Origin of the sequence: Methanobrevibacter sp. UBA417, assembly GCF_002508845.1 — an archaeon.
Taxonomy (GTDB): Archaea; Methanobacteriota; Methanobacteria; order Methanobacteriales; family Methanobacteriaceae; genus Methanobrevibacter_A; species Methanobrevibacter_A acididurans.
In genome coordinates, this window is the sequence record NZ_DAZC01000031.1 from 6,777 (window position 1) to 29,464 (window position 22,688).

Genomic DNA, 22,688 nt, shown 5'->3' on the forward strand with positions numbered 1-22,688 from the left:
CTTAATACTTTAAATTTTAAAGATATATCTATTACGACTAATGGTATATTTTTAGATAAATATGCTGAAGATTTAGTTAAAGCAGGATTAAAACGTGTTAATGTTAGTTTGGATACATTGAAACCTGAGACTTATAAGTGTATAACTAAAAAAGATTATTTAAGTGAGGTTAAAAATGGTATCCTTAAATCTGTTGATGTTGGCCTTTATCCTGTAAAAATTAATATGGTTGTTATGAAAGGTATAAATGATAATGAAATTCATGATATGTTTGGTTTTTGTAAAGATAATGGCTTAATTTTACAGTTAATTGAAATTTTGGAAACGGATAATTGTGAAGATAATGATTTTAATGAAAAATATCATTTTGATATGACTCCATTAGAAAAGGAATTTACTGATTTGGCTAGTGAGGTTACTGTTCGTAAGTTTATGCAGGATCGTAAAAAATATTTTATTGATGGTGGTGAAGTTGAGATTGTTCGCCCTATGGATAATACTAAATTTTGTGAGAATTGCACACGTCTTAGAATAACTCCTGAAGGTAAAATTAAACCTTGTTTGCTTAGAAATGATAATCTTGTCGATTTGATTTCTCATATTAGGTCTGGGGATTCTGAAAAAGATTTAGAAGAAATTTTTATAAGTGCTGTTAATTCTCGTGAACCTTATTTTATAGATGATTAATTTATTCATGTGTAGTTACTACACATTGTTGTTTTTTTTCTTTTTTTTCTTATTTTTCGACATGAAAACACTTACATAAGGTACTAAATTTTTATTATTTTCAATAGGAATAAATTTTTCTTATTTTATTATTTAAAACTTATTTTTGTTTTATTTTTTAAATTAATTAATTAATGGGTTTATTTAAGCTTTTTAAAATATATTTTCTATTATATTGCTTTTTAAACCTCAAATTTTAATTATTTAAATTTTAAAAAAGTGTAGTTACTACACAGTTTTATTTAAGTATTTCTATTTAGTTCTAGTAGCACCTTTTATAAGTTGAAAAAACAAAAATTTAATTAATACACAGTGAATGATATCATGCCAAAACATATAACATCAGGTCTGAAATATTTAGCTGCAGTAAGACTTAGAAATCAAGGTTTATCTCAGAAAAAAATTGCAGAAAAATTAGATATTGATCGTTCTACAGTTTCACATTACTTAAATGGAAGTAATTTGTCTTGGAATTCAATAGAATTTGCTAAAATATTAACTCAACTAAATAATAAAGATTTTTTGTTAGTAATTCAAAATTTATTCCATGATTTGGATAAAATTAGAGTTATAGCTTTAATATTCAAAGAAAAAAATTATAATGGAATAGTGAATGATTCATGTATTGGTTGTGGATTATGTGTAGATTTGTGTATATTGGAGGCTATTAGTTTAAATGCACTAACAGCTCAAATAAACTCCTTTTATTGTTGTGGATGCCATACCTGCGAAGAGGCCTGCCCAACAAATTCTATCAAAATTTTGGAGGAAAAAGATGATCAAAAACGTGAAAGAAGTTAAAGGTAAAGACTTTAACATAAAAAGATCAGCAGCAGAAGGTAGACAATTATCTTTCAATGATCATATCTGTATTGGATGTGGGATTTGCGAAAATACTTGTCCAGTAGGCGCAATAGAAATTGCTTCAGTTGGTAATGTTTCTCGTAACTACTTCAATACTGAATTCAGTGGTCATAAAAAGATTGCTCAAAACATGGTTTCAAAACCAAACTATGTCAAAGTAACAATTGATGAAGATAAATGTGTCCTTTGTGGTATGTGTAGTGGGTTATGTCCAGCAGATGCTTTAGATTTAACAATTGGTGGGGAATCTATTAAAAATATGGAATCTTATCCATCTTATGAAAAATCAATGACTATTGATGATGATGAATGTGTGCTCTGTGAAAAATGTCAAATAGCTTGTCCTAGAGATGCTCTTACTGTAAAAAGAGACTTACCAAAACGTTCAGATTTAGTTACTGGTGAAATTGAAGTTGACAAAGATACTTGTATTAATTGTGGAATATGTGAAGAGTTATGTCCTGCAGAAGCAATTGATGTGACAAAAGAACCAGGTTCAGAAGACATAATTATTGATAAAGATAAATGTGTTTACTGTCTTGTTTGTAAAAAAGCATGTCCTGTTGATGCTATTAAAGCAGTTTGTCGGTCTTGTTCATATGGGGAATATGATTTTGACCCAGAAAAATCTGTTACAACTGGTAATGTAATTATTGATGAAAAAGAGTGTATTAACTGTGGATGGTGTGAAGGAGTATGTCCTACCAATGCAGCAACAGTTACTAAAGCATTTGAAGGTAAATTTGAAATTGATGAAGATAAATGTGGTGAATGTGGAGCATGTATAGATACTTGTCCATGTAATGCATTATACTTCCCTAAATCAAAAGGATCTGGTGATATGGATTCTTCTATTAAAATTAAAGAAGAATTTTGTATACATTGTGGTGCATGTGAAAAAGTATGTCCTAATGATGCTTTAACTGTAAAACGAACTAAAATTAATAATACACCAACCAATTCTAAAGCATGGCAAGATGCTATAAAAGCTTTAAAAAATTAAACGGTGATGATTAAATGGAACTTAAAGTAGATCAAGATAGATGTTTAGGTTGTGGGGTATGTGTTGTTTCTTGCCCCGTAAATGCTAGAATCAGTCCGGAAAATGCTGGAGGAGCTGGTTCAAAAACAACAGAAACAATAATGATGGTTGAAAATGGATTCATAAAACTCTTCAGCCCAGATAAATGTGAAGAATGTGGAACATGTCAAATGTTCTGTCCTTGTGACGCTATATGGTTAGAATAAAAAGGAGAGTAAAAATATGTTTTATGCAAACACTTATTTAGATAAACCAGTAGTAGATGATTTGGAACAAACTCCTGGTGAAGGATCTGAAGACATACTTAATTGTATGTTAAATACAGGTTCTGACATCTACCAAGGAGCATGTAAAAAAAGAGGATCCACATTAAAAGAAGAATATAAAAATGCTTCTGGAACTTGTTATATGGATCCTAGAGATATGATGAAGTTAGGTGTAAACAATTGGGACACCGTTTTAGTAAAAACTAAATTTGGTGAAGTAGTATTGAATGCTGCTAAATCAAGAGATGCTCCTCATGAAGGAACTGTATTTATTTGTAAAGGACCATGGGCAAATACTATTGTGAGCCATGAAACTTACTGTTGTTCAGATCCAACATATAAAGGAATTCACTGTACTGTGGAAAAAACAGATAGAAAAGTATTATTAATGGCAGATTTAATGAGATTAGTCTATAAAAAATATACAGATGAAACTGATGATGAAGTCATTGAAAATATGGATTCTTTAGGTGAACGACCTGTTTATAGAGGACGTAAATGGGAGGAATTAGAATGAGTTATGAACCACCAATAACTGATTATGATACTATTGTAGAAGATTGTACTTGTGCATTTTGTGGATGTAACTGTGATGATTTAGATTATTTAATAAAAGATAATCATGTAGTTGCAGTTAGACATGCTTGCAGATTAGGTGCAAGTAAAATCATGGAAGATATCGATCAAAGATTATTAGTACCTATGGTACGAGCAGATGATGGAGAACTTGAAGAAGTAGAATGGGATACAGCATTAGATAAAGCTGCTGAATTAATTGCACACTCTATTAGACCTGTATTTTATGGATGGTCTGAAACTTCTACTGAATGTATGAAAGAAGGACTTGAATTAGGAGAATATATTGGAGCAGTTTTAGATAATCAAGCTACTATTTGTCATGGACCAAGTTTACAAGCTATGCAAAATGCAGGATATCCTATTCAAACATTAGGTGAAGTTACTAACAGAGCAGATATGGTTGTATACTCTGGAAGTAATGCAATGAATTCACATCCTAGACATTTAGCAAGATATGCAGTTTTCCCTAGAGGATACTTTAGAAAACGAGGAAGATTTGATAGAACTGTAGTTACAATGGATCCTAAATTTTCAGATACAGCTAAAATGTCTGATAAATGGATAGGGTTTGAACAAAATGGGGATTATGGATTTTATAATGCTATAAGAGCTGTTTTAAAAGGTAAAAAACTTCATGCTGATGTAATTTCTGGAATTCCAAAAGAAGATATTTATGAATTAGTGGATCAAATGAAATCTGCAGAATTTGGTGTTCTATTCTTTGGTCTTGGTTTAACTCACACATTATCAAAACAAAGAAATATTGATATAGCAATAAAAATGGTAATGGATTTAAATAAAGATAGTAAATGGGGACTCACTCCTATGAGGGGCCACTTTAATGTAAATGGATTCAATATATTCATGGCATATGAAACAGGATTTGCATTTGGGGTAGATTTCTGTAGAGGATATGCAAGATATATGTTAGGGGAAACCAATACTATTGATTTATTAACAAGAAAAGAACCAGATGTTTTCATGGTTATTGCAGCTGATCCAGGTGCTCACTTCCCTAATGGTGCAAATCAACATTTAGCTAACATTCCAGTTATTCAAATAGATCTTCACTGGGGACCTACAACAGAATTAGCTGATGTTGTATTACCGGGTTCATTTATTGCGGTTGAATGTGCAGGTACAAGTTATCGTATGGATGGAGTACCTATCTATATGAAAAAAGCTATTGATAAACCTGAAACATGTCGTGATGATGAGTGGATTATAAGAGAAATTAAAGAAAGAGTAATGAAACTCAGAAAAGAGCCTAACGTAGCTCCTAAATACGTACCTAACCCAGCAGCAGAATAATTGAAGGAAGTGATTTAATGGAATATATACTAAAAAATGGTATTGTTTACGATCCTGCTAATGGCGTAAATGGAGAAAAGAAAGATATAATGTTCAAGGATGATAAAATCGTTGACAGTGTATCTGATAATGCCAAAGTCATAGATGTAACTGATAAAATTGTAATGCCTGCTGGTGTAGATATTCATGCCCACATTGCAGGACCTAAATTAGTTGTAGGTAGATTATACCGACCAGAAGATTCAAGAAGAGGAGTAACTCAAAAAACCGCTCATGAAAAAGGTGAATCTGGATTTTCTATACCAAGTTGTCCAACAACAGGTTATAGATATTCTAGAATGGGATATGGAACAGTTTGTGAAGCAGCAATGCCTCCTTTAGAAGCAAAACATACTCATGAAGAAATTAATACAATTCCAAACATAGATGTAGCCCCATTACCTTTATTTGGTAATAATTGGGTTGTAATGGAATATGCAAAAGAAAATAAAATAGATGAATTAGCTGCATATGTATCAGCTTGGCTTAAATTATCTAAAGGATATGGTATTAAAATAGTAAATCCATGTGGAACCGAAGCATGGGGATGGGGAATGAATGTTCATGGATATGATGATTCTGCACCTTATTTTGATGTAACTTCTAGACAAGTAGTAAGAGCTTTAACAAAAGTTAATGAAAAGTTAGGACTTCCTCACTCAATACATATACATCCAAATGATTTAGGACACCCTGGAAATACTGGAACTACTATTGAAACATTAGGATCTGTTAAAGATATTGCTAAAAGTACATTACCTTCTGCTTCATTAAGAGATCAAGTTATGCATTGTACTCATTTACAATTCCATTCTTATACTGGAACTAGTTGGAAAAATGCAGGTTCAGGTGCACCAGATGTTGCTAAATTTATTAATCATAATAAATATCTTACTGGAGATGTAGGTCAAGTTACTTTTGATGAAACTACTACTATGACTGCTGATGGTCCAATGGAATATGATTTATATAAATTATCAGGATTAAAATGGGCTAATAAAGATGTTGAATGTGAAACAGGTTCAGGAATTATTCCATGTATCTATTCACCTAAAAATCCAGTAAACACTTTACAATGGGCTGTTGGATTAGAATTATTCTTATTAATTAATGATCCATGGCAACTTTGTTTAACTACTGATAGTCCTAATGGTGGTCCATTCATCAGATATCCTAGAGTTATTTCCTGGTTAATGAGTAATAAACGTAGAATGGAAATGATTGAAAATAGAGAAGTACATAAATGGGCTGAAAAAAGAACAACCCTCGCTACACTTGATCGTGAATACGATTTCAATGATATTGCTATTATAACAAGAGCTGCTCCTGCTAAAATAGATGGATATACTGATAGAGGAGCATTAACTCCTGGATTCAAAGCTGATATTGCTGTTTATGATATTAAACCTAATGAATTTGATCCATCTAGAAATCCTAAGGAAGTTGAAAAAGCATTTAGTCGTGCTTTATACACAATAAAAGATGGACAAATATTAGTTAAAAATGGTGAAATTGTACAAACTAAACCAAGTCATACAATATGGACAAATGTTACTGGTTTAAAAGACCAAGAAGCTAAGGTAATTGAAGATATTATGCCTTTCTTCAAGCAATATTATTCAGTTAAATGGAGTAATTACAAAGTACATGACCATTATGTACCAAATCCAATAAAAATTGATGTGCCAGTGAAGTAAATAAGGAAGTGTTAAAGTGAAAACAATAACTTTTGATCAAATAAAAACTTCTTCCATTGCTTTAGAATTTGATGAATTAAACACTGATAATATCTATACATGGACAGAAGATGATTTTGCAAAATATACTGTACCAGTTGGTAACTCAAGATTTCCAATCACAGATTATTTTAAAATAACAGTTGAAGGAGAAGCTGATTCTCCTAATGAAGTTAAAATGATTATGAATGGTGATATGGGAAGAGTTAAATATATTGGTTTCAGAATGAGTGGTGGAGAAGTCATTATTAATGGTAATGCTGATCTTCATGTAGGTGCAGAAATGTCTGGAGGTTACGTTTTAGTTAATGGTAATGCTCAAGCTCATGCTGGCCGTGAAATGTCTGGTGGAAAACTAGAGATTATGGGAAATACTAAGGAATTTACTGGAGCTTCTTACATTGGAGAATGGAGAGGTGTCACTGGTGGAGAAATAATTATTCATGGTGATGCTGGAAAACAATGTGGAGAATGTTTAACCGGTGGAAGTATCCATGTTCTAGGAAACTGTGATATTTTAGCAGGTATTCACATGACTAAAGGTACAATAGAAATTGATGGTAATGTTAACCGTTGGCCTGGTGGTCAAATGAAAAATGGTAATATTATTATTCATGGTAAATTAGGAAGATTACTTGAAGGATTTGTTGAACAAGGTATTGTAACTGATCCAGAAATATCTGGTAAAGTTTATGCTGGAAAATATATCCAATATTCAGGTGATATTGCTCTTAATGGTAAAGGTGGATTATATATTGATGCTGAAAATAACAGAGATAAATTATCTGCTTATTCTGAAGGAAATGATGAATATATTACCCTTGGAGATTATTAAATAATCTCCTAATTTTTTTTTAAACTGTTTTTATAATTAAATTTTTAAAATTATTTATTAATATTTTTGGAGTGATATGTAATGGAAAATGAAGAAAAGGAATTAATTATGAGTCCTGATGAAATGGTAGATTATATTCGTAAGAATGTTCAACCTACTGATACACTTGAAATTTCTTATAATCGTATTTTTGCTCCAGGTGAAGTTTTAACTATTACCGAAGAAGATGAAGAAACAGGTGAGGGGCTTCGTGTAAGTTTGCAACTTAATGGTGAAATTCTTAATCAGAACATTGAGATTGATTTAAATGATATTAAAGATGAACTTCTTGAATTACGTCATGTTAAAAATGGTAATGTAGTAGTGATAGAAGCTGAAATGCCTGAAGTTGATTTTACATATTCTTATAAATAATTTTTTTTACATTTTAAAACAAAACTTATTTGTATAACTACTAACAAATATTGTTAGTATACTAAAATAAATTTTTTAAAATGTAATTTATATAAAAAATTTTTAAGAGGTAAATAAAAATGGTTAAAACAGTAAAAATGTCTCCTGATGAACTTTTAGATTATTTAGAAAAAAATTTAAAGATTCATGATCATGCAGAAATATCTTATAATCGTATTTTTGCTGAAGGTGAAATACTTAATATAGATAAATCTGAATATAATGGGGTTCCAGGTTTTAAAGTATTAATAAATTTAGATGCAACATCATTAAATCCAACTATTGAAATTGATTTAATAGAATTTAAAGAAGAATTGGTTGAATTTTTACATAATCCCCAAATTGGTGAACCAATTTTAATAGAATTATATTAATTTTTAATTTTTATTTAGATTAAATTTATTATAACTTTCGATTATGTTAACATTCATTGATTTGAAAATTAAATAAATTTCATTACCCTTTTTAATATTTAATAATTCATATGAATTTTTTGTTAAAATTCCTTTAAATTTCACATTTTCTACTTCTGTAACAACATTGATTATATGCCCTGCTATTTCAATATTTTTAATAATTCCTTTGAGTTGATTTTTTGCTGAAGATTTTATTTTATCATTTGAAAATATAATGTTCTCAGGTCTTATTGCAACTAAAACTTCCTGATTTTCAATATTCTTATTCTTATCATAATATTCTTTGTCTGCACTGTATAATGTTAAATTATCATTAATTTTAATTTCCATTAATCCATCATTATACATATCTACTTTTCCTTTTATAATGTTGTTAACTCCAACAAAATCTGCAACAAATTTATTATTAGGCTTTGAAAATACTGTGTCTATATAGTCCAATTGGTGAAGTATACCATTTTTCATTACACCTACACGATCTGCTAAATTCCAGACATCATTAAAATTATGAGTCACATGGACAAATGTTGTTTTATACTTCTTACCTATGCTTTTAATCAAAGAAGTTAATGTTGCTTGAGTAGTTACATCTAAAGCACTAAAAGGTTCATCCATTAAAATAATTTTAGGTTCAACAATAAGAGCTCTAGCTAATGCTGTTCGTTGTGATTCCCCACCACTAAGAGTAGTCACATCCCTATGTAAAATATGACTGATATTCATAATATTAGCCATATCTTTAATTTTTAAATCTATTTCTTCATTAGTTAATGATTTTTTATTTTTTAATCCATAAGCTATATTATCATAAACATTCATACTTGGAAAAAGAACATGATCTTGATAAACAATTCCAATATGCCTATCTTCAGGTGCAATATCATTAAGAATTTTACCATTTAATTTAATTAATCCTTCTTTTGGGGTGTAAAATCCAATAATTGTTTCAAGTAATACAGATTTTCCAGAACCAGTAGGGCCAATTAAAACAAGATATTCTCCTTCTTCAACTGAAAGATTAATATTTTTTAAATGAAATTCCCCAAGATCCACAGATAAATTTTCAACTTCTAAATACATTTCAATCCCTAAAAAATAAATATTTAATTTTTTCCCATTATCTTAAACTCAAACACTTTTTTGATTATTATAAGTTTCAGGAGCATATTTTTCCATTATAGCAATTGTAATAAATGAGATTATTACTAATAAAATTCCAGATGTAATAGCCATATCTATATCACCTGTTGATAAATTCAAATACATTGAAATAGCTAAAGTATCTGTTTTCATTAATATGCCTCCACCAACAAATAAAACCGCAGCAAATGTTCCTATACATCTTGCAATAGTAATAATTATTGTTGCGAAAAGTCCTTGTTTTGATAAGGGTAATGTAATATTAAAGAAAGTATCAACTTCATTATAGCCTAAACTTCTTGAAACAAATTCATATCTAGGATCTATATAATTAAATGTAGAATGTAACATTTTTATGGCATATGGTAAAGCTACAAAGAATTCTGCTATAATAATTCCAGTACTATTAAAAACTAGTTCAATCCCTAAACTATTTAATATTCCCCCAATTCCATAATTACCTAAAAACATTAAAAGTGCTATACCAATAACAATTTCAGGAAAAGCCATAGGTAAATCGAGTATGATTTTAAATAATTTTTTTAGGGGAAAATCATATCTACTTAATGTATAAGCCATAGGTATACAACATATTACTACTATTGTGGCAGAAACTAATGAAGTACCTATGGTTAATCCTATAGCATAAGTTAATTCAGGAGAAAATAAAGAAGATATGAATCCATCTACTGAAGTAATTAAAAACATGCTTCCAATTACTGCAAAAAATATTAAAGTAACTATTACTGTGATTCCAATAAATAACCATTCAAATTTAGAACGCATAATAATCTTATCCTCTTAATCTCCTAATAATTTTTTAAAAAAACTTTTTTTTATTCTATTTCAAATCCCCATTTTTCCCAAATTTTCTTTCCTTCATCAGATAGGATAAACTCTTGGAATTTTTGTGCTGAACTATTATCCTTTGTGAATTGAGTTGTGGCAACAGGTATTGTACTTATAGAATTTTCATTTTTAGGTATTTCTACAACTTCAATTTTATCTTTTCCTTCTTGCCATACAGTCATGTCTTCCCATATAATAGTAGCATCTACTTGTCCTGATACTATATAAGTTAATAATTGATTAACTGTAGTAGTTGTAACAGTAGGGTTTATTGTTAAATTATTTTTTTCAATAATTTTTTGGGATGTTTTTCCAATAGCAGGACCTTCAGCTTGACCTAAACCTACTTTAACATCAGATCTTTCTAAATCTTTAAGTCCAGTAATATTTTTAGGATTACCTTTTTGTACTACTATTACAGGTACATTTTTAGTAATGTTCTGTTCTGTATCATTTTGGATGTAACCATTCTCTTTAGCTTCTTTCATATATTTATAAGCTGCAGGTAAAAAAATATCTCCACTTTTTTGGGTTTCTAAAGTTGAGAATAGTTCTCCACTTCCCCCATATTTCATATTTACTTTAATGTTAGGATATTTTTTGTTGAATTCGGTTACTAAATCATTACCTACTTTACTGAAACCAGCTCCAGCTAGTACAGTTACAGTACCTGATTCACTAGATTGTTGTGTTGTTGATATTGCTCCTGTGTAATAACTACCAGCTATAATAGCTATAATGGCAATAATAACAATTATTATAAAAATTTTTTTATTATTCATTTTTTATTTCTCCTTTTTAAAAAAAAGTTTGTATTTTCATACATATCGATATTTTTATTAATCAATATTTAAGATTTTCTATCTGATTCGAGGTTTTAAAAAAAAGAATATTGATGTTTAAAATTTAAAACATCGAAAAGAAGATTTTTATAATATTATTTAAAAAAAGTTTTATTTAGTTGGTGTAAATATTGACTAACATTTCTTTAGGTATTACAATAGCTTCACCAAAAGGATTAATAGCTATGCCTGCAATATCTTCTTCTGTATTGCTATCTAACATTTCTAAATAAGTTTCTAAGTTAATTATAATTGCATCTTTTTTTTCTGGATCTTTACTTAACTCTTCTTCATCAGTAAATGCAGGGAAAAAGTTTTTTCCATCTTCTGAACTGATTAACATAAAATTCATAGGGGTATTTTTATCTAAAGTTATAGTTCCGTCAGATTCTATCTTTTCTTTCATGTTCCCTTCAACTTTAATATCTGCAGGAGCTAAAAAAGATGCATTTTTAAGTTCTGCTAAAAATTTTTCTTCAGTATCTTCATTATAATTTTCATGTAAGTTTTTAATTACCTCTTTTAATCTATCATTTTCTAGGGGTTCCATTTCTTTTGCCATATTATTTTTCTCCGTTATTTATTTTTATAAGAATCCTGTTTGTTTTACTTATAAATTTTTCTTAATTTATATATCTATTAAATTAATATTAAACATAATATTTAATGTTTTACTTATATTACTTTATCTTTCATTTTAAAATTATTAAGTTTTCATAAAAAGTTTAGGGATATATTAATATTTAATGAATTTTTAAAATATTTTTAAATTTTTTCTAATTCATTAAAAGGAATTAATTTTTCAGCAGCTTTTACTTCAATATCAATGTTATTTTCTTTCATTGCTGCAATTGAATTTAACCCACTACCTGCAACAATTCCAAAATTGTAATTATTAACTTTAGCATTATAAACTAACTCTCTAGGTTTTCCAATTTTATAAATTGATAATCCCATATCAATTAGTTTAGATAAAATATCTTTACTTTTTTCTCTTGCTACATAAGGTACTTCTTTAATAGAAGCTAAAGCATTTTGAGGATAAATCTTCTTTTTTGTAATATTAGTCATATTTTTAAAAATGAAAATTTTGTGAGGATCTAATGAAGAACCATTATATGAAATCATTTCAATAAATTGGGGTGAACTTCCTATTTCAATTAATCCACCATATTTAGGAGTGCTTAAAATCCCATTATTCATTAAAATTCCATCAATTGTTAAACTACAAATAGTACCTATACCTATTTTATTAGGATTACCTGGATGATTAATTAATTTGTAATATGGATTAATATAATCGGGAGAATCTTTGTATGTTTTTTTCATAATATTTAAAGCAAAATCTAAATCTTCTTTATCAATATAGGATATATTAGATATTATCTTTCCCTTTTCAGAATTTAAATCAAAATTTACTTTTTGTATTAAATTCCAAGATTTTGAAAGTAAGAAAGGTATCCTATTTTGATTTGATTTTTGGGATGTTTTTAATATATTTTTAGGTTTTGAGATTGACTTTAAATTTTTATATTCTTCAAATTCGTCTATAGTTTCAATGTCTACATCATAATTTAATTCTTGAGCTGCACATAAAGGTGTAACTCCTCCAATTAATGCAATTCCCACTAAACCTTCATTAACAGGCACTCCTAATGTGGTTTCTCCATTTTCTCCAATTTTTAATATACCATTAATACCTATTTGATTTAATTTCTCAAGAATGTTAATTGTTTTTTCTCTAGCTGCACTAGGAATTACTCTAAAATTTGCAGGTATTATACCATTACCATTTTTCACAACTTCTCTAACTGAAGTCATATCCTTTGCAATGAAAGCATTTAAAGGAGACATAGATGTTTTTTTATAAGAAATTAATTCAGTAAAATTTGTAGGAGTATAATCCTCAACATTAACAAGACCTCCATAGATAGGTTGGGATGCTATTCCATTTGATAAAAGAATTCCATCTATAGTTGTACTACAAATAGTTTTTATTGAATATCCTAAAGATTCTCCTATTTTATTTTTTTCAACACTTATTAAGGGGCTAACTGCTAGTCCTGCATCAAAAACATTTTTAACTACTTCAAATGCAGATTCGTCTAAAACATTAGATTTATTGACTATTATTTTCCCGGTTTTTTTCTCAAAATCAAAATTTGTTTTATACATCATTTCTTCAAATTTTGAATAAATAAAATCTACTTGGTCATAAATTAGTCCTTTTTCAAGTTTTTTTCTTCCAGATTCAGTGATTATTCTTCCAGAATATCCTTTTCTTTTACTGAATCCTTTTTCATCTAATATTTGCATGTGGTATCTTACAGCTCTTTCTCCTAAGTTATAACCTTTATTTTTTAGTTCATTTGCTATAACTTTAGAACCAATTGCTTTGTCTTGTTCACTTAAAATTCTGAGAATTTCTATCATACGATGTTCTGATTCTGACATTGTAGTTACCTTTGTAAAATTTAAGAAAAAAGAATTAAAATTTATTTTTTATTAAGTTAATTTATATTTTTTTTTAATAAGTTTCTATTTTATTTTTGAATTAAGAAATAGTAAAAAAATGTTTTTTTTTAAAAAAGTAAAAAATTAAAAAGAGGTTTAGTTAATTATAAATCTAAGTATCTTTCTTGTTCATATCCAAATACTTGTACTCTGTAATCGTCCCATTCTGCATATTTGGATTTTAAGAATGCTTCACTTATGTGTTCGCCTAAACCATCCATAATTATATTATCTTCTTCTAATGCATGGTATGCTTCCCATAAACTTGAAGGTAATACATTAATTCCTAATTCTTCACGTTCTTCTTCAGTTAATTTGTAAATGTTTATTTCTGTTGGTTCGCCGGGATCAATTTTATTTTTTAATCCGTCCATTCCAGCATATAACATTGCTGCAAATGCTAAATAAGGATTACATGCTGGATCAGGTGCTCGGTATTCAATACGTGTTCCTTTTCCTCGTGCAGCAGGAACTCTTATTAATGCTGATCTATTTTTAAGACCATATGCTTCGTAAACAGGTGCTTCGTATCCTGGAACTAATCTTTTGTAAGAGTTTACTATTGGGTTAGTTATTGCAGTTAATGCTGGAGCATGTTTTAATAATCCTCCAATGAAATATATTGCTTCTTGAGAGATTCCACTTTCGCTTTCATCGTCTGCGAATAAGTTTTCTCCGTCTTTAAATAAACTTTGGTGACAGTGCATTCCACTACCATTTTCTCCAAAGAATGGTTTTGGCATGAATGTTACTCTATAATCTAATCCATCAAACTGTGCCATGTTATTAACTATAGCTTTTATTGCTTGTTTGAATGTTATTACTGCGTCAGCTGTCTTTAATGCATCGTCAAATTTAAATGCAATTTCATTTTGTCCAGGTCCTACTTCGTGGTGACTTACTTCAACATCAAATCCTAATTCTTCTAAGTTTAATGTTAATTCTCTTCTGAAATCAGGTCCTTTATCTTTTGGTTCTACATCAAAGTAACTTGCATCATCGTAAGGTACGGGATATCCGTCTTCATCTATATTAACTATGAAAAATTCTGGTTCTGGTCCAATATTATAATTGTATCCATATTCATCTTTTAATTTTTTTAGTGCATGCTTAAGTATGCTTCTTGGGTCTCCTACGAATGGTTTTCCTTCAGGGGTCCAAATATCACATATAAATCTGCATACTGCAGATTCTTCAGGTCTCCATGATAATTGTGAGTATGTGCTTATATCCGGTTTTAAAATTAGGTCACTATCATTGATTTCAACGAATCCTTCTATTGAGGATCCATCGAATGGCATTCCTTTGGTGAAAAAGTTTTCCATTTCTCCTTTTACATATGGAACTGCTATACTTTTTGGAACTCCATTTAAATCTACGAATTGAAGTCTTATGAATTTGATATTATCTGCTTCCATTCTTTCAATAATATTTTTTATTTCGTCTGACATGTAATAAATTCTCCATTTATAATTAGTTATGTTTTATCTTTGTATGGGTTTACTTTTAAGTTTTGTTTTTTTTAAGTAAATTAAATTGGAAGTTAGCCGGAAGGTTACTTCCTACGGAATTACATTTCCACCTAATACTATATAAACTTTTTTAAAATAATACAAAAACTAAAAAAAATATTATATTAATTCATTAAAAAAATTTAAAATAAGAATTATAATTTAACAGTACAAAAAGAATTCAAATTCAATAAATCAAACTTAAAAATATTCGGAGAATAAATAACTTTTCCAACACCCGTAATATATTTATATGCCTCAAATGCTTGTAAAGCCCCAATTATATTAGGAACTGGGCCGATAACTGGGGGAACACCATTATTTAATGATTCAATCTCTTTAACAATTTGGGCATTGATTTTTTTATTAACTGAAGGTAATTCAAATAATTCCTCATAACTTTCACTATCCTTAGTAAAAACAGTAATTTGTCCCATAGTACCATGAATTGCCCCATGAACTAAAGGGATATTATGTTCTTTAGTAAATCTAGATAAAATAATTCTTGAAATTAAATTATCCAATGCATCAATAACAATATCACAATCACCTACTAAATCATTAACATTACTTTCATCTAATTCTTCGTTAAAAGTATTAACTTTCACATAAGGATTAACTATTCTTACTCTTTCTTTTCCAGTTTCACTTTTAGATTTTCTTAAAGTTGAAGTTGTACTCAATAATTGTCTATTTAAATTGGAGAAATCAAAATAATCTTTATCAATAAGATTTAACTCTCCAACACCCATACGAGCTAGCATTTCTATAACTGAACCACCAATACCACCACAACCAACAACTCCTATTTTTGATTCTTTAAATCTTTTTTGCTGGCTTTTTGTAACAATACTCATTTGTCTACTTGCAATTTCCCAATAACCCATTTCCATATATCTTGTTGGCATTTTCATCACTAATTATAATTAAATTTTATTTAATTTAATATATCTATTTTATATTAATAATTTTTAATCTTATATAATTAAAATTAAATAAAAAAAACAAAAAAAGATTTAAAATAAGTTAAAATTTTCACCAAATAATTCATGAACTTTTTTAAGCTCATTAGGAATGTTAATAAGTTGAGGGCAAAAATTTAAACATTTGCCACAATTATTACATTTATCTGCTCTACTATTATCTGAAATTAAGTTAAAATAATGCATACTACTAGCAGCAGGATCATCCAATATCTTAGCTATATTATACTCTCTAAAACAATTAGGAATATTAACTCCATTAGGACAAGGCATACAATACTGACAACCTGTACAATCATTACCCTTTTTAAATCTATATTCCCTAGCCACTTCATTAATTAAACTTAAATCATTTTCTGAAATAGAATTAACTTTAGCATTACATGCAATTTCGATATTCTCTTGAACTTGTTTTAAAGAATTCATGCCACTAAGAACACAATCAACATTTTCCATATTCCATAAGTAATCAAAAGCCCATTCAACAGGAGTTCTATTAACTTCAGCAGTATCCCACATATCTTTTATATCTTTAGGAATATTTTCAACCAATCTTCCACCTCTAAGAGGTTCCATAATAATATTTCCAATTCCCATACTACTAATCAAATCTAATCCAGCAAGACCACTTTTATAATTTTCATCTAAATAATTCATTTGACTTAATACAACTTCCCATTTATCATATTCACTTAAAATACTCATCAATATATCAAATTCGGTATGTGCAGAAAAACCTACATGTTTTACCCTACCATCATTTAAGATATCATCTAAAAAATCAAAAACATCTAAAGATTTATAATTGGACCAATATTCGCTATTTAATCCATGTAATAAATAAATATCAATATGATCTGTCTTTAACCTAGATAATTGTTCATTAAATATGTTTTCCATATCATTTTTTTCTTTAATTAACCAACTAGGTAATTTAGCAGATAATAAAACTTTTTCTCTATAACCATTTTCTAAAAAATTTCCAATAACAGGTTCACAATTACCTTTACCCTTTAAATCAGTAGCATGGAATGAATAACCTGTATCAATTATATTTATTCCATTATCAATACCATAACTAAGTATCTCATTAGTTTTTCCTAAGTTAATTTCATCGTTAGAATTTTCGTGGGGTAAACGCATAGCTCCAAAACCTAAAATAGAAACTTTTTCGCCAGTATTCCCTAATTCTTTATATTGCAATTTTTTTCACCTAATACTTTTATAATTTAAAATAGATTATCTAAAAATGATATTTAGTAGCGATTAATAATTATTTAGGTTATAAATTATTTAAAAATAGTTAAAATTAATGTATATTATTCCTGGGATTGTAAAAATGCCGGGAACGGGATTCGAACCCGTGGCCTCACGGTATCCCAGGAATTGTCAGAGCACTGCTTAAAACCCTATGAGCCGTGCGCTCTAACCAGCTGAGCCACCCCGGCATCTGACAGTAATAAAATTTTAGTAACTAATCTCTTATAAAGTTTTCCCTTTTTACTAAATTTTTGAAAATAATTATCCAGTAATACATAAATTAAAAAATTTATTTTTTCATAAAAAAGATAAATAAAATTTTAATACATAATTTTTAATAAAACATATAATAAAAAATAGTAATATAATATAATAATATAACTTACATAAAAAATAATTTTTAAATTTAAAAAGTGATTATCAATGAGTAAAGTAAAAGATATGGCCCTTGCCGATGAGGGTATAAGAAAAATTAAATGGGTTCAAAAACACATGCCTGTTCTTGAACATATTAAAAAACAATTTGAAGAAGAAAAACCTTTTGAAGGAATTACCATAGGATCTTGTTTACATTTAGAACCTAAAACTGTAAATTTAGGATTAACATTACAAGCAGGAGGGGCAGAAGTAGCAATGACTGGTTGTAATCCCCTCTCAACTCATGATGATGCAGCAGCAGGAGGAGCAGCTTTAGGATTAAACATTTATGGGTGGAGAGAACAAAGTGAAACAGAATATTACTCAACTATAAATGATGTACTAAGTCATAAACCCGACATAATAATTGATGATGGGGCAGACATGATTCTAACAATTCATGAAAAACGACCAGATCTTTTAAAAACAATTATGGGTGCATGTGAAGAAACAACAACAGGTGTTCATAGATTAGAAGGAATGCATGCTGATGGTGCATTAAAATTCCCAGTTGTAGCGGTCAATGATGCATATACTAAATATCTATTTGATAATCGTTATGGTACTGGACAATCCTCATTAGATGCTATCATGGGAACAACTAATATGTTAATTGCAGGAAAAAATGTTGTTGTATGTGGATACGGTTGGTGTGGCCGTGGAGTAGCATCAAGAGCTGATGGTTTAGGAGCAAATGTAATAGTAACTGAAGTGGATCCAATCAGAGCTTTAGAAGCAAGAATGGATGGTTTTAGAGTAATGACTATTAGAGAAGCTGTCAAAATCGCTGATTTAATAATAACTGTAACAGGAAATATTGACATTATTAAAGGTGATGACTTCAAATATATGAAAGATGGATGTTTACTAGCAAATTCTGGACATTTCAATGTAGAAATAAATCGAGAAGATTTAGAATCACAATCTGTAGCGGTAGAAGAAGTAAGAGAAAGTATAGAAATGTTTGTAATGGAAGACGGTAGAAAACTTTATCTATTAGCAGATGGAAGATTAGTAAATCTCGCTGCAGCTAGAGGTCAAGGACATCCAGCAGAAATAATGGATATGAGTTTTGCAGTACAAGCATTATCTGCAAAATATATTTTAGAAAACGATTTACCAATAGATGTTATGAAAGCACCTGATTCTATTGATGATACTGTTGCTAGATTAAAACTTAAAGCAATGGGAATAGAAATAGATTCCTTATCAGATACTCAAGAATCTTATTTAGCTAATTGGGCTCAAGGAACATAAAAATTTAAAAAAAAGAGAAACTTCTCTTTTTAATTTTATTTTTAATAATAAAAATTTATAGAAAAAAAATGTCATATTACCGTCATATAAATAATGGAAAAGGTCCAACAAAATTAATAATTGGTGGAGTACATGGAAACGAAGGTAGAACTACAATTAACCTTATAAAACTCTTAAAAAAAGAAGATTTTGGGCCAGGACAGATTTACATATACAATTTAGATGACACACCATATATATCAACAATAAATAAAAAATTCTATAAATCTAAACAAGGTAAAAAAATAATTGATTTAATACAAAAATATAGGCCTGATTTTTACACGGAACTTCACTGTTATAATATTTCCCATTATAAAAAGTTAATTGATGATTCAAGATTTCAATCTCAAGGAGTTCCACCTTTAATAGATTGTGGGAATTTTATATTAGTTAGTTCAGTTTCACCATTAATACGATTTAAATATTTTGAAAAAGAAACTGTTTGTAAAACTATAGAAATCCCATCATTCAATAGTAAACATTTTGATTTAAAAAAAGTAGAAAACCAGTATGGTTTTAATAAAAAATTATCTATTGATAAAGCTATGGATTTATTATACTTAGTAACTAAATCAAATACACGTCAAGAATATGAAAATAATATAAGTGCTAAATATCCTAAACAAGTGGATTTAGCAATAAAATATGTTCGAGAATTATTTGGAGTATCATTCTCCCCATATTAAGATTTAAACTTTTTTTTAATAATAAATAAATTTTAAAACCAATCTTCTAAACTTTTTTGTGTTGAATTTAATTTTTTCATTTTATTTGCAGAACTTACAACTCTAGCTTCTGAAAAACCATGTTCTTCACACATAAATTCAGTTAATTGATCTAGTTTAACATTTTTCCATTTAATTTCATAATTTGTGTTAACTTCAGGTTTTAAAAAAATATTTCTAAGAATATCCGGGTCTACTTCTAATTCTACCTCTTTGTTTTTTAAAATATTTTCTAAACTATCATTTTTAATTAATTTTAATCCAGTTTTTGCCCCTATGCCTTTAATTCCCTCATTAAAGTCAGTACCTACTAAAATTGCAATATCTATTAATTGGTTTCTTGTTAAATCTAAATTTGCGAGAATTTTTTCAAGTTCCATATATTTTAAATTAGATAAACCCCCACTTAAAGTTAAATTTCGAACAGTTCTTGAAGCCCCAAATAATAAACAATCATAATCTTGTGATGCAACAGACCAAGCATCTCCTTTTTGAACCATATATGATGCTTGAGCTTCACCTTCACTTTTAGATTGTACATATGGAATTCCTAATAAATCAAGTAATTTTTTAGAAGATTCTATTATATAAGGAGATATTTTTGATGAACGCATTGCAAATTTACGAGCTTCTTCTTCATTCCCCTCATCTAATGCTTCTTTCCATTTTTTTTCAGATTCATTTCTAACTTCTTTTCTTTTCATAACAGTGTTTGTTTTAAAGTCAGAATGTTTTCCATCAAAAACATAAATTGGTTTAATTCCCTTTTCAACAATTGAAGAAGTTCTGTATAATAATCCACTAAGATGTGAAGTAATATTACCATCTTGATCCATAAGAGGTGTTCCATCTCTTTGACGTATACCTGATAAAAATTGGTAAAGAGTATTATATGTGTCAATTGCAACACTATGCCCTTCTAAATCTTTAAATCCAATTTCTTCTGTTTTAATAATATCAGTAAATTTTACACCCATTTAATCACACCATTATATTATTTAATTAATACTATCTTTTTCAACAAAATATGTAATTGGGAAAAATTCTTTTATCCAAATTAAAATTTTTTCATTATGAATAATTGTATAAGTTCTTGTTAAAAAATCCTTATCAGTTTTATATATTTCCTCTAATTTTTCATTAGATTTTTCAACTTGTATAGTTTTTATCTCTCTTCTAGATTCCATATTATATTTTCGAAGAATTCTTCCTATAGGTATATCTGCTCTAATTAAATCAGATTTAAAATTATCATGTAATCTTTTTAATGGAATATAAGAAATGGCATAAATTAATGGTTTATTATTTTTATGCATTAATACTTCTCTATAATTTATTTCTTCTCCACAATCAATGTCTATTAATTCTGCTATTTCAGGGGTTGATTTTTCAAAATGTTGTTCAAGTGTTTTTAAATCAATTTTTCCATTTAAAACATCTAATATAGCAGTTATTGATCCATCAGTAGTTAAAAGAATTTTTTGTGTATTGGAAAAAGTTTTACCATAATTTTTTTCAACTGTATAAATTTTTTCTATTAATCGTTGATTAATATTATTGCCTTCACAAGTCATTTTATCCCATTAAATTTAATATTTAAATTTTTAAAAAATATTTTCTGGATTTTCTATAAACCCTTTTATTGCTGATGCTGCTACAACTGAAGGATTTCCTAAATATACTTCAGACTCAGAATCTCCCATTCTACCTTTAAAATTCCTATTAGTTGAAGATATACACACTTCATTTTCAGATAAAACACCCATATGACCACCTAAACAAGGTCCACATCCAGGATTACAAATTATTGCACCAGCATCCATAAATATTTGTATTAAACCTTTATTCATAGCTTCTTGATAAACTTTTTTAGATGCAGGTATTATAATTAATCTAACATCATCAGAAACTTTTTGCCCTTTTAAAACTTTAGCTGCAGCTAATAAATCAGAAAATCTACCATTAGTACAAGATCCAATAAAACACTGGTCAATTGATGTTCCTTCTACTTTAGATAATCCTTTAACATTATCCACATCATTTGGACAAGCAATTTGTGCTTCTAAATCATTAACATCAAATAAATATTCTTTTTCATATATTGAATCTTTGTCTGATTTTAAAATATTTAATTGATTTTTAGTTTTTCCAGTTTTTTTCATAACATAACTTAATGTATCTTCATTAGGTTCCATTATTCCATTTTTCGCACCCATTTCAATTGCCATATTACACATGGTCATTCTACTATCAACATCTAAGCCATTTATTGTTTCACCACAAAATTCCGCTGTTTTATAAGTACCTCCACCAATTCCTATTTTTCCAATTATATTCAAAATAAGATCTTTTGATGTTATCCCTTGTGGTAATTCTCCTTCCACTTCAATTTTCATTGCTTCAGGAACCATTAACCATGTTTGTCCAGTAGCATATACCATAGCCATATCAGTTGAACCCATTCCTGTTGAAAATGCTCCAAATGCACCATAAGTACAAGTATGTGAATCAGCTCCAACTATTAATTTTCCAGGTTCAACTAAACCCATTTCAGGTATGACTTGATGACATATTCCTTCTCCATGAGTATAATGGTGTGTAATATTTTGTTTTTTTATAAAATCTCTTGCCACTTTTTGAAATTCTGCAGAACCTATAGTATTAGCAGGTATTACATGATCAAATACAATTGCTATTTTTTCAGGATCCCATACTTTATCTGCTATTTTTTCAAATGTTTTGATTGCAGGAGGAGATGTTCCATCATGGGACATAGCTAAATCCACATTTACTTCTATAATTTCTCCAGGATTTACTTCTCGTCCAACTTTTTTTGATAAAATTTTTTCAGTTATATTCATTTAATACCACTTATCTAAGT

At 28.5% G+C, this 22,688-nt stretch carries 23 protein-coding genes and 1 tRNA gene; 12 read left to right on the forward strand and 12 right to left on the reverse strand.

Translation table 11 applies throughout. The annotated features are described in order from the left end of the window. The 10 genes from moaA to BP769_RS06855 form a co-directional block, all read left to right on the forward strand. The coding region (gene moaA, locus BP769_RS06810; protein ID WP_413862337.1) for a GTP 3',8-cyclase MoaA at positions 1–687 on the forward strand (687 nt) is incomplete at its 5' end. Between the two features lie 363 nt (positions 688–1,050). Then, positions 1,051–1,527, forward strand: coding sequence for a 4Fe-4S binding protein (locus BP769_RS06815; RefSeq protein ID WP_409198129.1), 477 nt, complete (start codon positions 1,051–1,053; stop codon positions 1,525–1,527). Beyond that, positions 1,502–2,593, forward strand: a complete 1,092-nt coding sequence (gene fwdF, locus BP769_RS06820) for a tungsten-dependent formylmethanofuran dehydrogenase subunit FwdF (RefSeq protein WP_413824550.1) — start codon at positions 1,502–1,504, stop codon at positions 2,591–2,593. Before BP769_RS06815 ends, fwdF begins: the two co-directional genes overlap by 26 nt. A 14-nt stretch (positions 2,594–2,607) precedes the next feature. Then, positions 2,608–2,838, forward strand: coding sequence for a 4Fe-4S binding protein (locus tag BP769_RS06825; protein WP_409198127.1), 231 nt, complete (start codon positions 2,608–2,610; stop codon positions 2,836–2,838). Positions 2,839–2,854: 16 nt separating this feature from the next. After that, entirely contained in the window at positions 2,855–3,415 is a 561-nt protein-coding gene (locus tag BP769_RS06830) for a molybdopterin dinucleotide binding domain-containing protein (RefSeq protein WP_409198126.1), read from the forward strand. After that, positions 3,412–4,788 (forward strand): formylmethanofuran dehydrogenase subunit B, encoded by a 1,377-nt coding sequence (locus BP769_RS06835; protein WP_409198125.1) that lies wholly within the window; start codon positions 3,412–3,414, stop codon positions 4,786–4,788. Before BP769_RS06830 ends, BP769_RS06835 begins: the two co-directional genes overlap by 4 nt. Positions 4,789–4,805: 17 nt before the next feature. Continuing rightward, entirely contained in the window at positions 4,806–6,524 is a 1,719-nt protein-coding gene (locus BP769_RS06840) for a formylmethanofuran dehydrogenase subunit A (protein ID WP_413862339.1), read from the forward strand. A gap of 16 nt (positions 6,525–6,540) precedes the next feature. Beyond that, on the forward strand, positions 6,541–7,398 hold the full coding sequence (locus BP769_RS06845) for a formylmethanofuran dehydrogenase subunit C (RefSeq protein ID WP_409198123.1): 858 nt from the start codon (positions 6,541–6,543) through the stop codon (positions 7,396–7,398). An 81-nt stretch (positions 7,399–7,479) separates the two neighbouring features. Next, positions 7,480–7,812 (forward strand): DUF2097 domain-containing protein, encoded by a 333-nt coding sequence (locus BP769_RS06850; protein ID WP_413824544.1) that lies wholly within the window; start codon positions 7,480–7,482, stop codon positions 7,810–7,812. Between the two features lie 119 nt (positions 7,813–7,931). Continuing rightward, positions 7,932–8,225, forward strand: a complete 294-nt coding sequence (locus BP769_RS06855; protein WP_413824541.1) for a DUF2097 family protein — start codon at positions 7,932–7,934, stop codon at positions 8,223–8,225. A gap of 3 nt (positions 8,226–8,228) precedes the next feature. Here BP769_RS06855 and BP769_RS06860 read toward each other — a convergent pair whose 3' ends face one another. The 9 genes from BP769_RS06860 to BP769_RS06900 form a co-directional block, all read right to left on the reverse strand. Then, positions 8,229–9,347, reverse strand: a complete 1,119-nt coding sequence (locus BP769_RS06860) for an ATP-binding cassette domain-containing protein (protein ID WP_413824538.1) — start codon at positions 9,345–9,347, stop codon at positions 8,229–8,231. A 48-nt stretch (positions 9,348–9,395) separates the two neighbouring features. After that, positions 9,396–10,193, reverse strand: a complete 798-nt coding sequence (locus tag BP769_RS06865) for an ABC transporter permease (RefSeq protein WP_413824535.1) — start codon at positions 10,191–10,193, stop codon at positions 9,396–9,398. A gap of 50 nt (positions 10,194–10,243) precedes the next feature. Next, positions 10,244–11,038: a molybdate ABC transporter substrate-binding protein gene (gene modA, locus BP769_RS06870; RefSeq protein WP_413824532.1), complete on the reverse strand. Its 795-nt coding sequence runs from the start codon at positions 11,036–11,038 to the stop codon at positions 10,244–10,246. Positions 11,039–11,213: 175 nt separating this feature from the next. Beyond that, positions 11,214–11,660 carry an SseB family protein gene (locus BP769_RS06875; RefSeq protein WP_413824528.1) on the reverse strand — a complete coding sequence of 149 codons (447 nt, stop codon included), beginning with the start codon at positions 11,658–11,660 and terminating at the stop codon, positions 11,214–11,216. Between the two features lie 203 nt (positions 11,661–11,863). Next, a complete protein-coding gene (locus BP769_RS06880) occupies positions 11,864–13,552 on the reverse strand; it encodes an NrpR regulatory domain-containing protein (protein WP_413824525.1) in 1,689 nt (562 codons plus the stop codon). 164 nt (positions 13,553–13,716) lie between these two features. Then, positions 13,717–15,063, reverse strand: coding sequence for a type I glutamate--ammonia ligase (glnA, locus tag BP769_RS06885; protein WP_409198115.1), 1,347 nt, complete (start codon positions 15,061–15,063; stop codon positions 13,717–13,719). A 215-nt stretch (positions 15,064–15,278) separates the two neighbouring features. After that, positions 15,279–16,031, reverse strand: a complete 753-nt coding sequence (locus BP769_RS06890; RefSeq protein ID WP_413824522.1) for a HesA/MoeB/ThiF family protein — start codon at positions 16,029–16,031, stop codon at positions 15,279–15,281. Positions 16,032–16,139: 108 nt separating this feature from the next. Continuing rightward, entirely contained in the window at positions 16,140–17,309 is a 1,170-nt protein-coding gene (locus BP769_RS06895; protein ID WP_413824519.1) for an aldo/keto reductase, read from the reverse strand. A gap of 137 nt (positions 17,310–17,446) precedes the next feature. Beyond that, a tRNA-Met gene (locus BP769_RS06900) sits at positions 17,447–17,554 on the reverse strand. 235 nt (positions 17,555–17,789) lie between these two features. Here BP769_RS06900 and BP769_RS06905 point away from each other — a divergent pair. Both BP769_RS06905 and BP769_RS06910 read left to right on the forward strand, forming a co-directional pair. Beyond that, positions 17,790–19,040, forward strand: coding sequence for an adenosylhomocysteinase (locus BP769_RS06905; protein WP_409198111.1), 1,251 nt, complete (start codon positions 17,790–17,792; stop codon positions 19,038–19,040). A 68-nt stretch (positions 19,041–19,108) separates the two neighbouring features. After that, on the forward strand, positions 19,109–19,768 hold the full coding sequence (locus BP769_RS06910; protein WP_413824516.1) for a DUF2119 domain-containing protein: 660 nt from the start codon (positions 19,109–19,111) through the stop codon (positions 19,766–19,768). 32 nt (positions 19,769–19,800) lie between these two features. Here BP769_RS06910 and fen read toward each other — a convergent pair whose 3' ends face one another. Genes fen through hacA form a run of 3 tightly spaced genes read right to left on the reverse strand, consistent with a single transcriptional unit; the run spans position 19,801 to position 22,668 of the window. After that, on the reverse strand, positions 19,801–20,784 hold the full coding sequence (gene fen / locus BP769_RS06915) for a flap endonuclease-1 (RefSeq protein ID WP_413824514.1): 984 nt from the start codon (positions 20,782–20,784) through the stop codon (positions 19,801–19,803). 21 nt (positions 20,785–20,805) lie between these two features. Continuing rightward, on the reverse strand, positions 20,806–21,381 hold the full coding sequence (locus BP769_RS06920; RefSeq protein WP_413824511.1) for a chorismate lyase: 576 nt from the start codon (positions 21,379–21,381) through the stop codon (positions 20,806–20,808). 30 nt (positions 21,382–21,411) lie between these two features. Then, entirely contained in the window at positions 21,412–22,668 is a 1,257-nt protein-coding gene (gene hacA / locus BP769_RS06925; protein ID WP_413824508.1) for a homoaconitase large subunit, read from the reverse strand. Positions 22,669–22,688 lie beyond the last annotated feature (20 nt).

What these genes read in the sequence shown, in the direction of transcription:
- BP769_RS06815 (WP_409198129.1), top strand. Translation starts at nt 1,051, where the DNA reads ATGCCAAAACATATAACATCAGGTCTGAAATATTTAGCTGCAGTAAGA.
- fwdF (WP_413824550.1), top strand. Translation starts at nt 1,502, where the DNA reads ATGATCAAAAACGTGAAAGAAGTTAAAGGTAAAGACTTTAACATAAAA.
- BP769_RS06825 (WP_409198127.1), top strand. Translation starts at nt 2,608, where the DNA reads ATGGAACTTAAAGTAGATCAAGATAGATGTTTAGGTTGTGGGGTATGT.
- BP769_RS06830 (WP_409198126.1), top strand. Translation starts at nt 2,855, where the DNA reads ATGTTTTATGCAAACACTTATTTAGATAAACCAGTAGTAGATGATTTG.
- BP769_RS06835 (WP_409198125.1), top strand. Translation starts at nt 3,412, where the DNA reads ATGAGTTATGAACCACCAATAACTGATTATGATACTATTGTAGAAGAT.
- BP769_RS06840 (WP_413862339.1), top strand. Translation starts at nt 4,806, where the DNA reads ATGGAATATATACTAAAAAATGGTATTGTTTACGATCCTGCTAATGGC.
- BP769_RS06850 (WP_413824544.1), top strand. Translation starts at nt 7,480, where the DNA reads ATGGAAAATGAAGAAAAGGAATTAATTATGAGTCCTGATGAAATGGTA.
- BP769_RS06855 (WP_413824541.1), top strand. Translation starts at nt 7,932, where the DNA reads ATGGTTAAAACAGTAAAAATGTCTCCTGATGAACTTTTAGATTATTTA.
- BP769_RS06860 (WP_413824538.1), bottom strand. Translation starts at nt 9,347, where the DNA reads ATGTATTTAGAAGTTGAAAATTTATCTGTGGATCTTGGGGAATTTCAT.
- BP769_RS06865 (WP_413824535.1), bottom strand. Translation starts at nt 10,193, where the DNA reads ATGCGTTCTAAATTTGAATGGTTATTTATTGGAATCACAGTAATAGTT.
- modA (WP_413824532.1), bottom strand. Translation starts at nt 11,038, where the DNA reads ATGAATAATAAAAAAATTTTTATAATAATTGTTATTATTGCCATTATA.
- BP769_RS06875 (WP_413824528.1), bottom strand. Translation starts at nt 11,660, where the DNA reads ATGGCAAAAGAAATGGAACCCCTAGAAAATGATAGATTAAAAGAGGTA.
- BP769_RS06880 (WP_413824525.1), bottom strand. Translation starts at nt 13,552, where the DNA reads ATGTCAGAATCAGAACATCGTATGATAGAAATTCTCAGAATTTTAAGT.
- glnA (WP_409198115.1), bottom strand. Translation starts at nt 15,063, where the DNA reads ATGTCAGACGAAATAAAAAATATTATTGAAAGAATGGAAGCAGATAAT.
- BP769_RS06890 (WP_413824522.1), bottom strand. Translation starts at nt 16,031, where the DNA reads ATGCCAACAAGATATATGGAAATGGGTTATTGGGAAATTGCAAGTAGA.
- BP769_RS06905 (WP_409198111.1), top strand. Translation starts at nt 17,790, where the DNA reads ATGAGTAAAGTAAAAGATATGGCCCTTGCCGATGAGGGTATAAGAAAA.
- BP769_RS06910 (WP_413824516.1), top strand. Translation starts at nt 19,109, where the DNA reads ATGTCATATTACCGTCATATAAATAATGGAAAAGGTCCAACAAAATTA.
- fen (WP_413824514.1), bottom strand. Translation starts at nt 20,784, where the DNA reads ATGGGTGTAAAATTTACTGATATTATTAAAACAGAAGAAATTGGATTT.
- BP769_RS06920 (WP_413824511.1), bottom strand. Translation starts at nt 21,381, where the DNA reads ATGACTTGTGAAGGCAATAATATTAATCAACGATTAATAGAAAAAATT.
- hacA (WP_413824508.1), bottom strand. Translation starts at nt 22,668, where the DNA reads ATGAATATAACTGAAAAAATTTTATCAAAAAAAGTTGGACGAGAAGTA.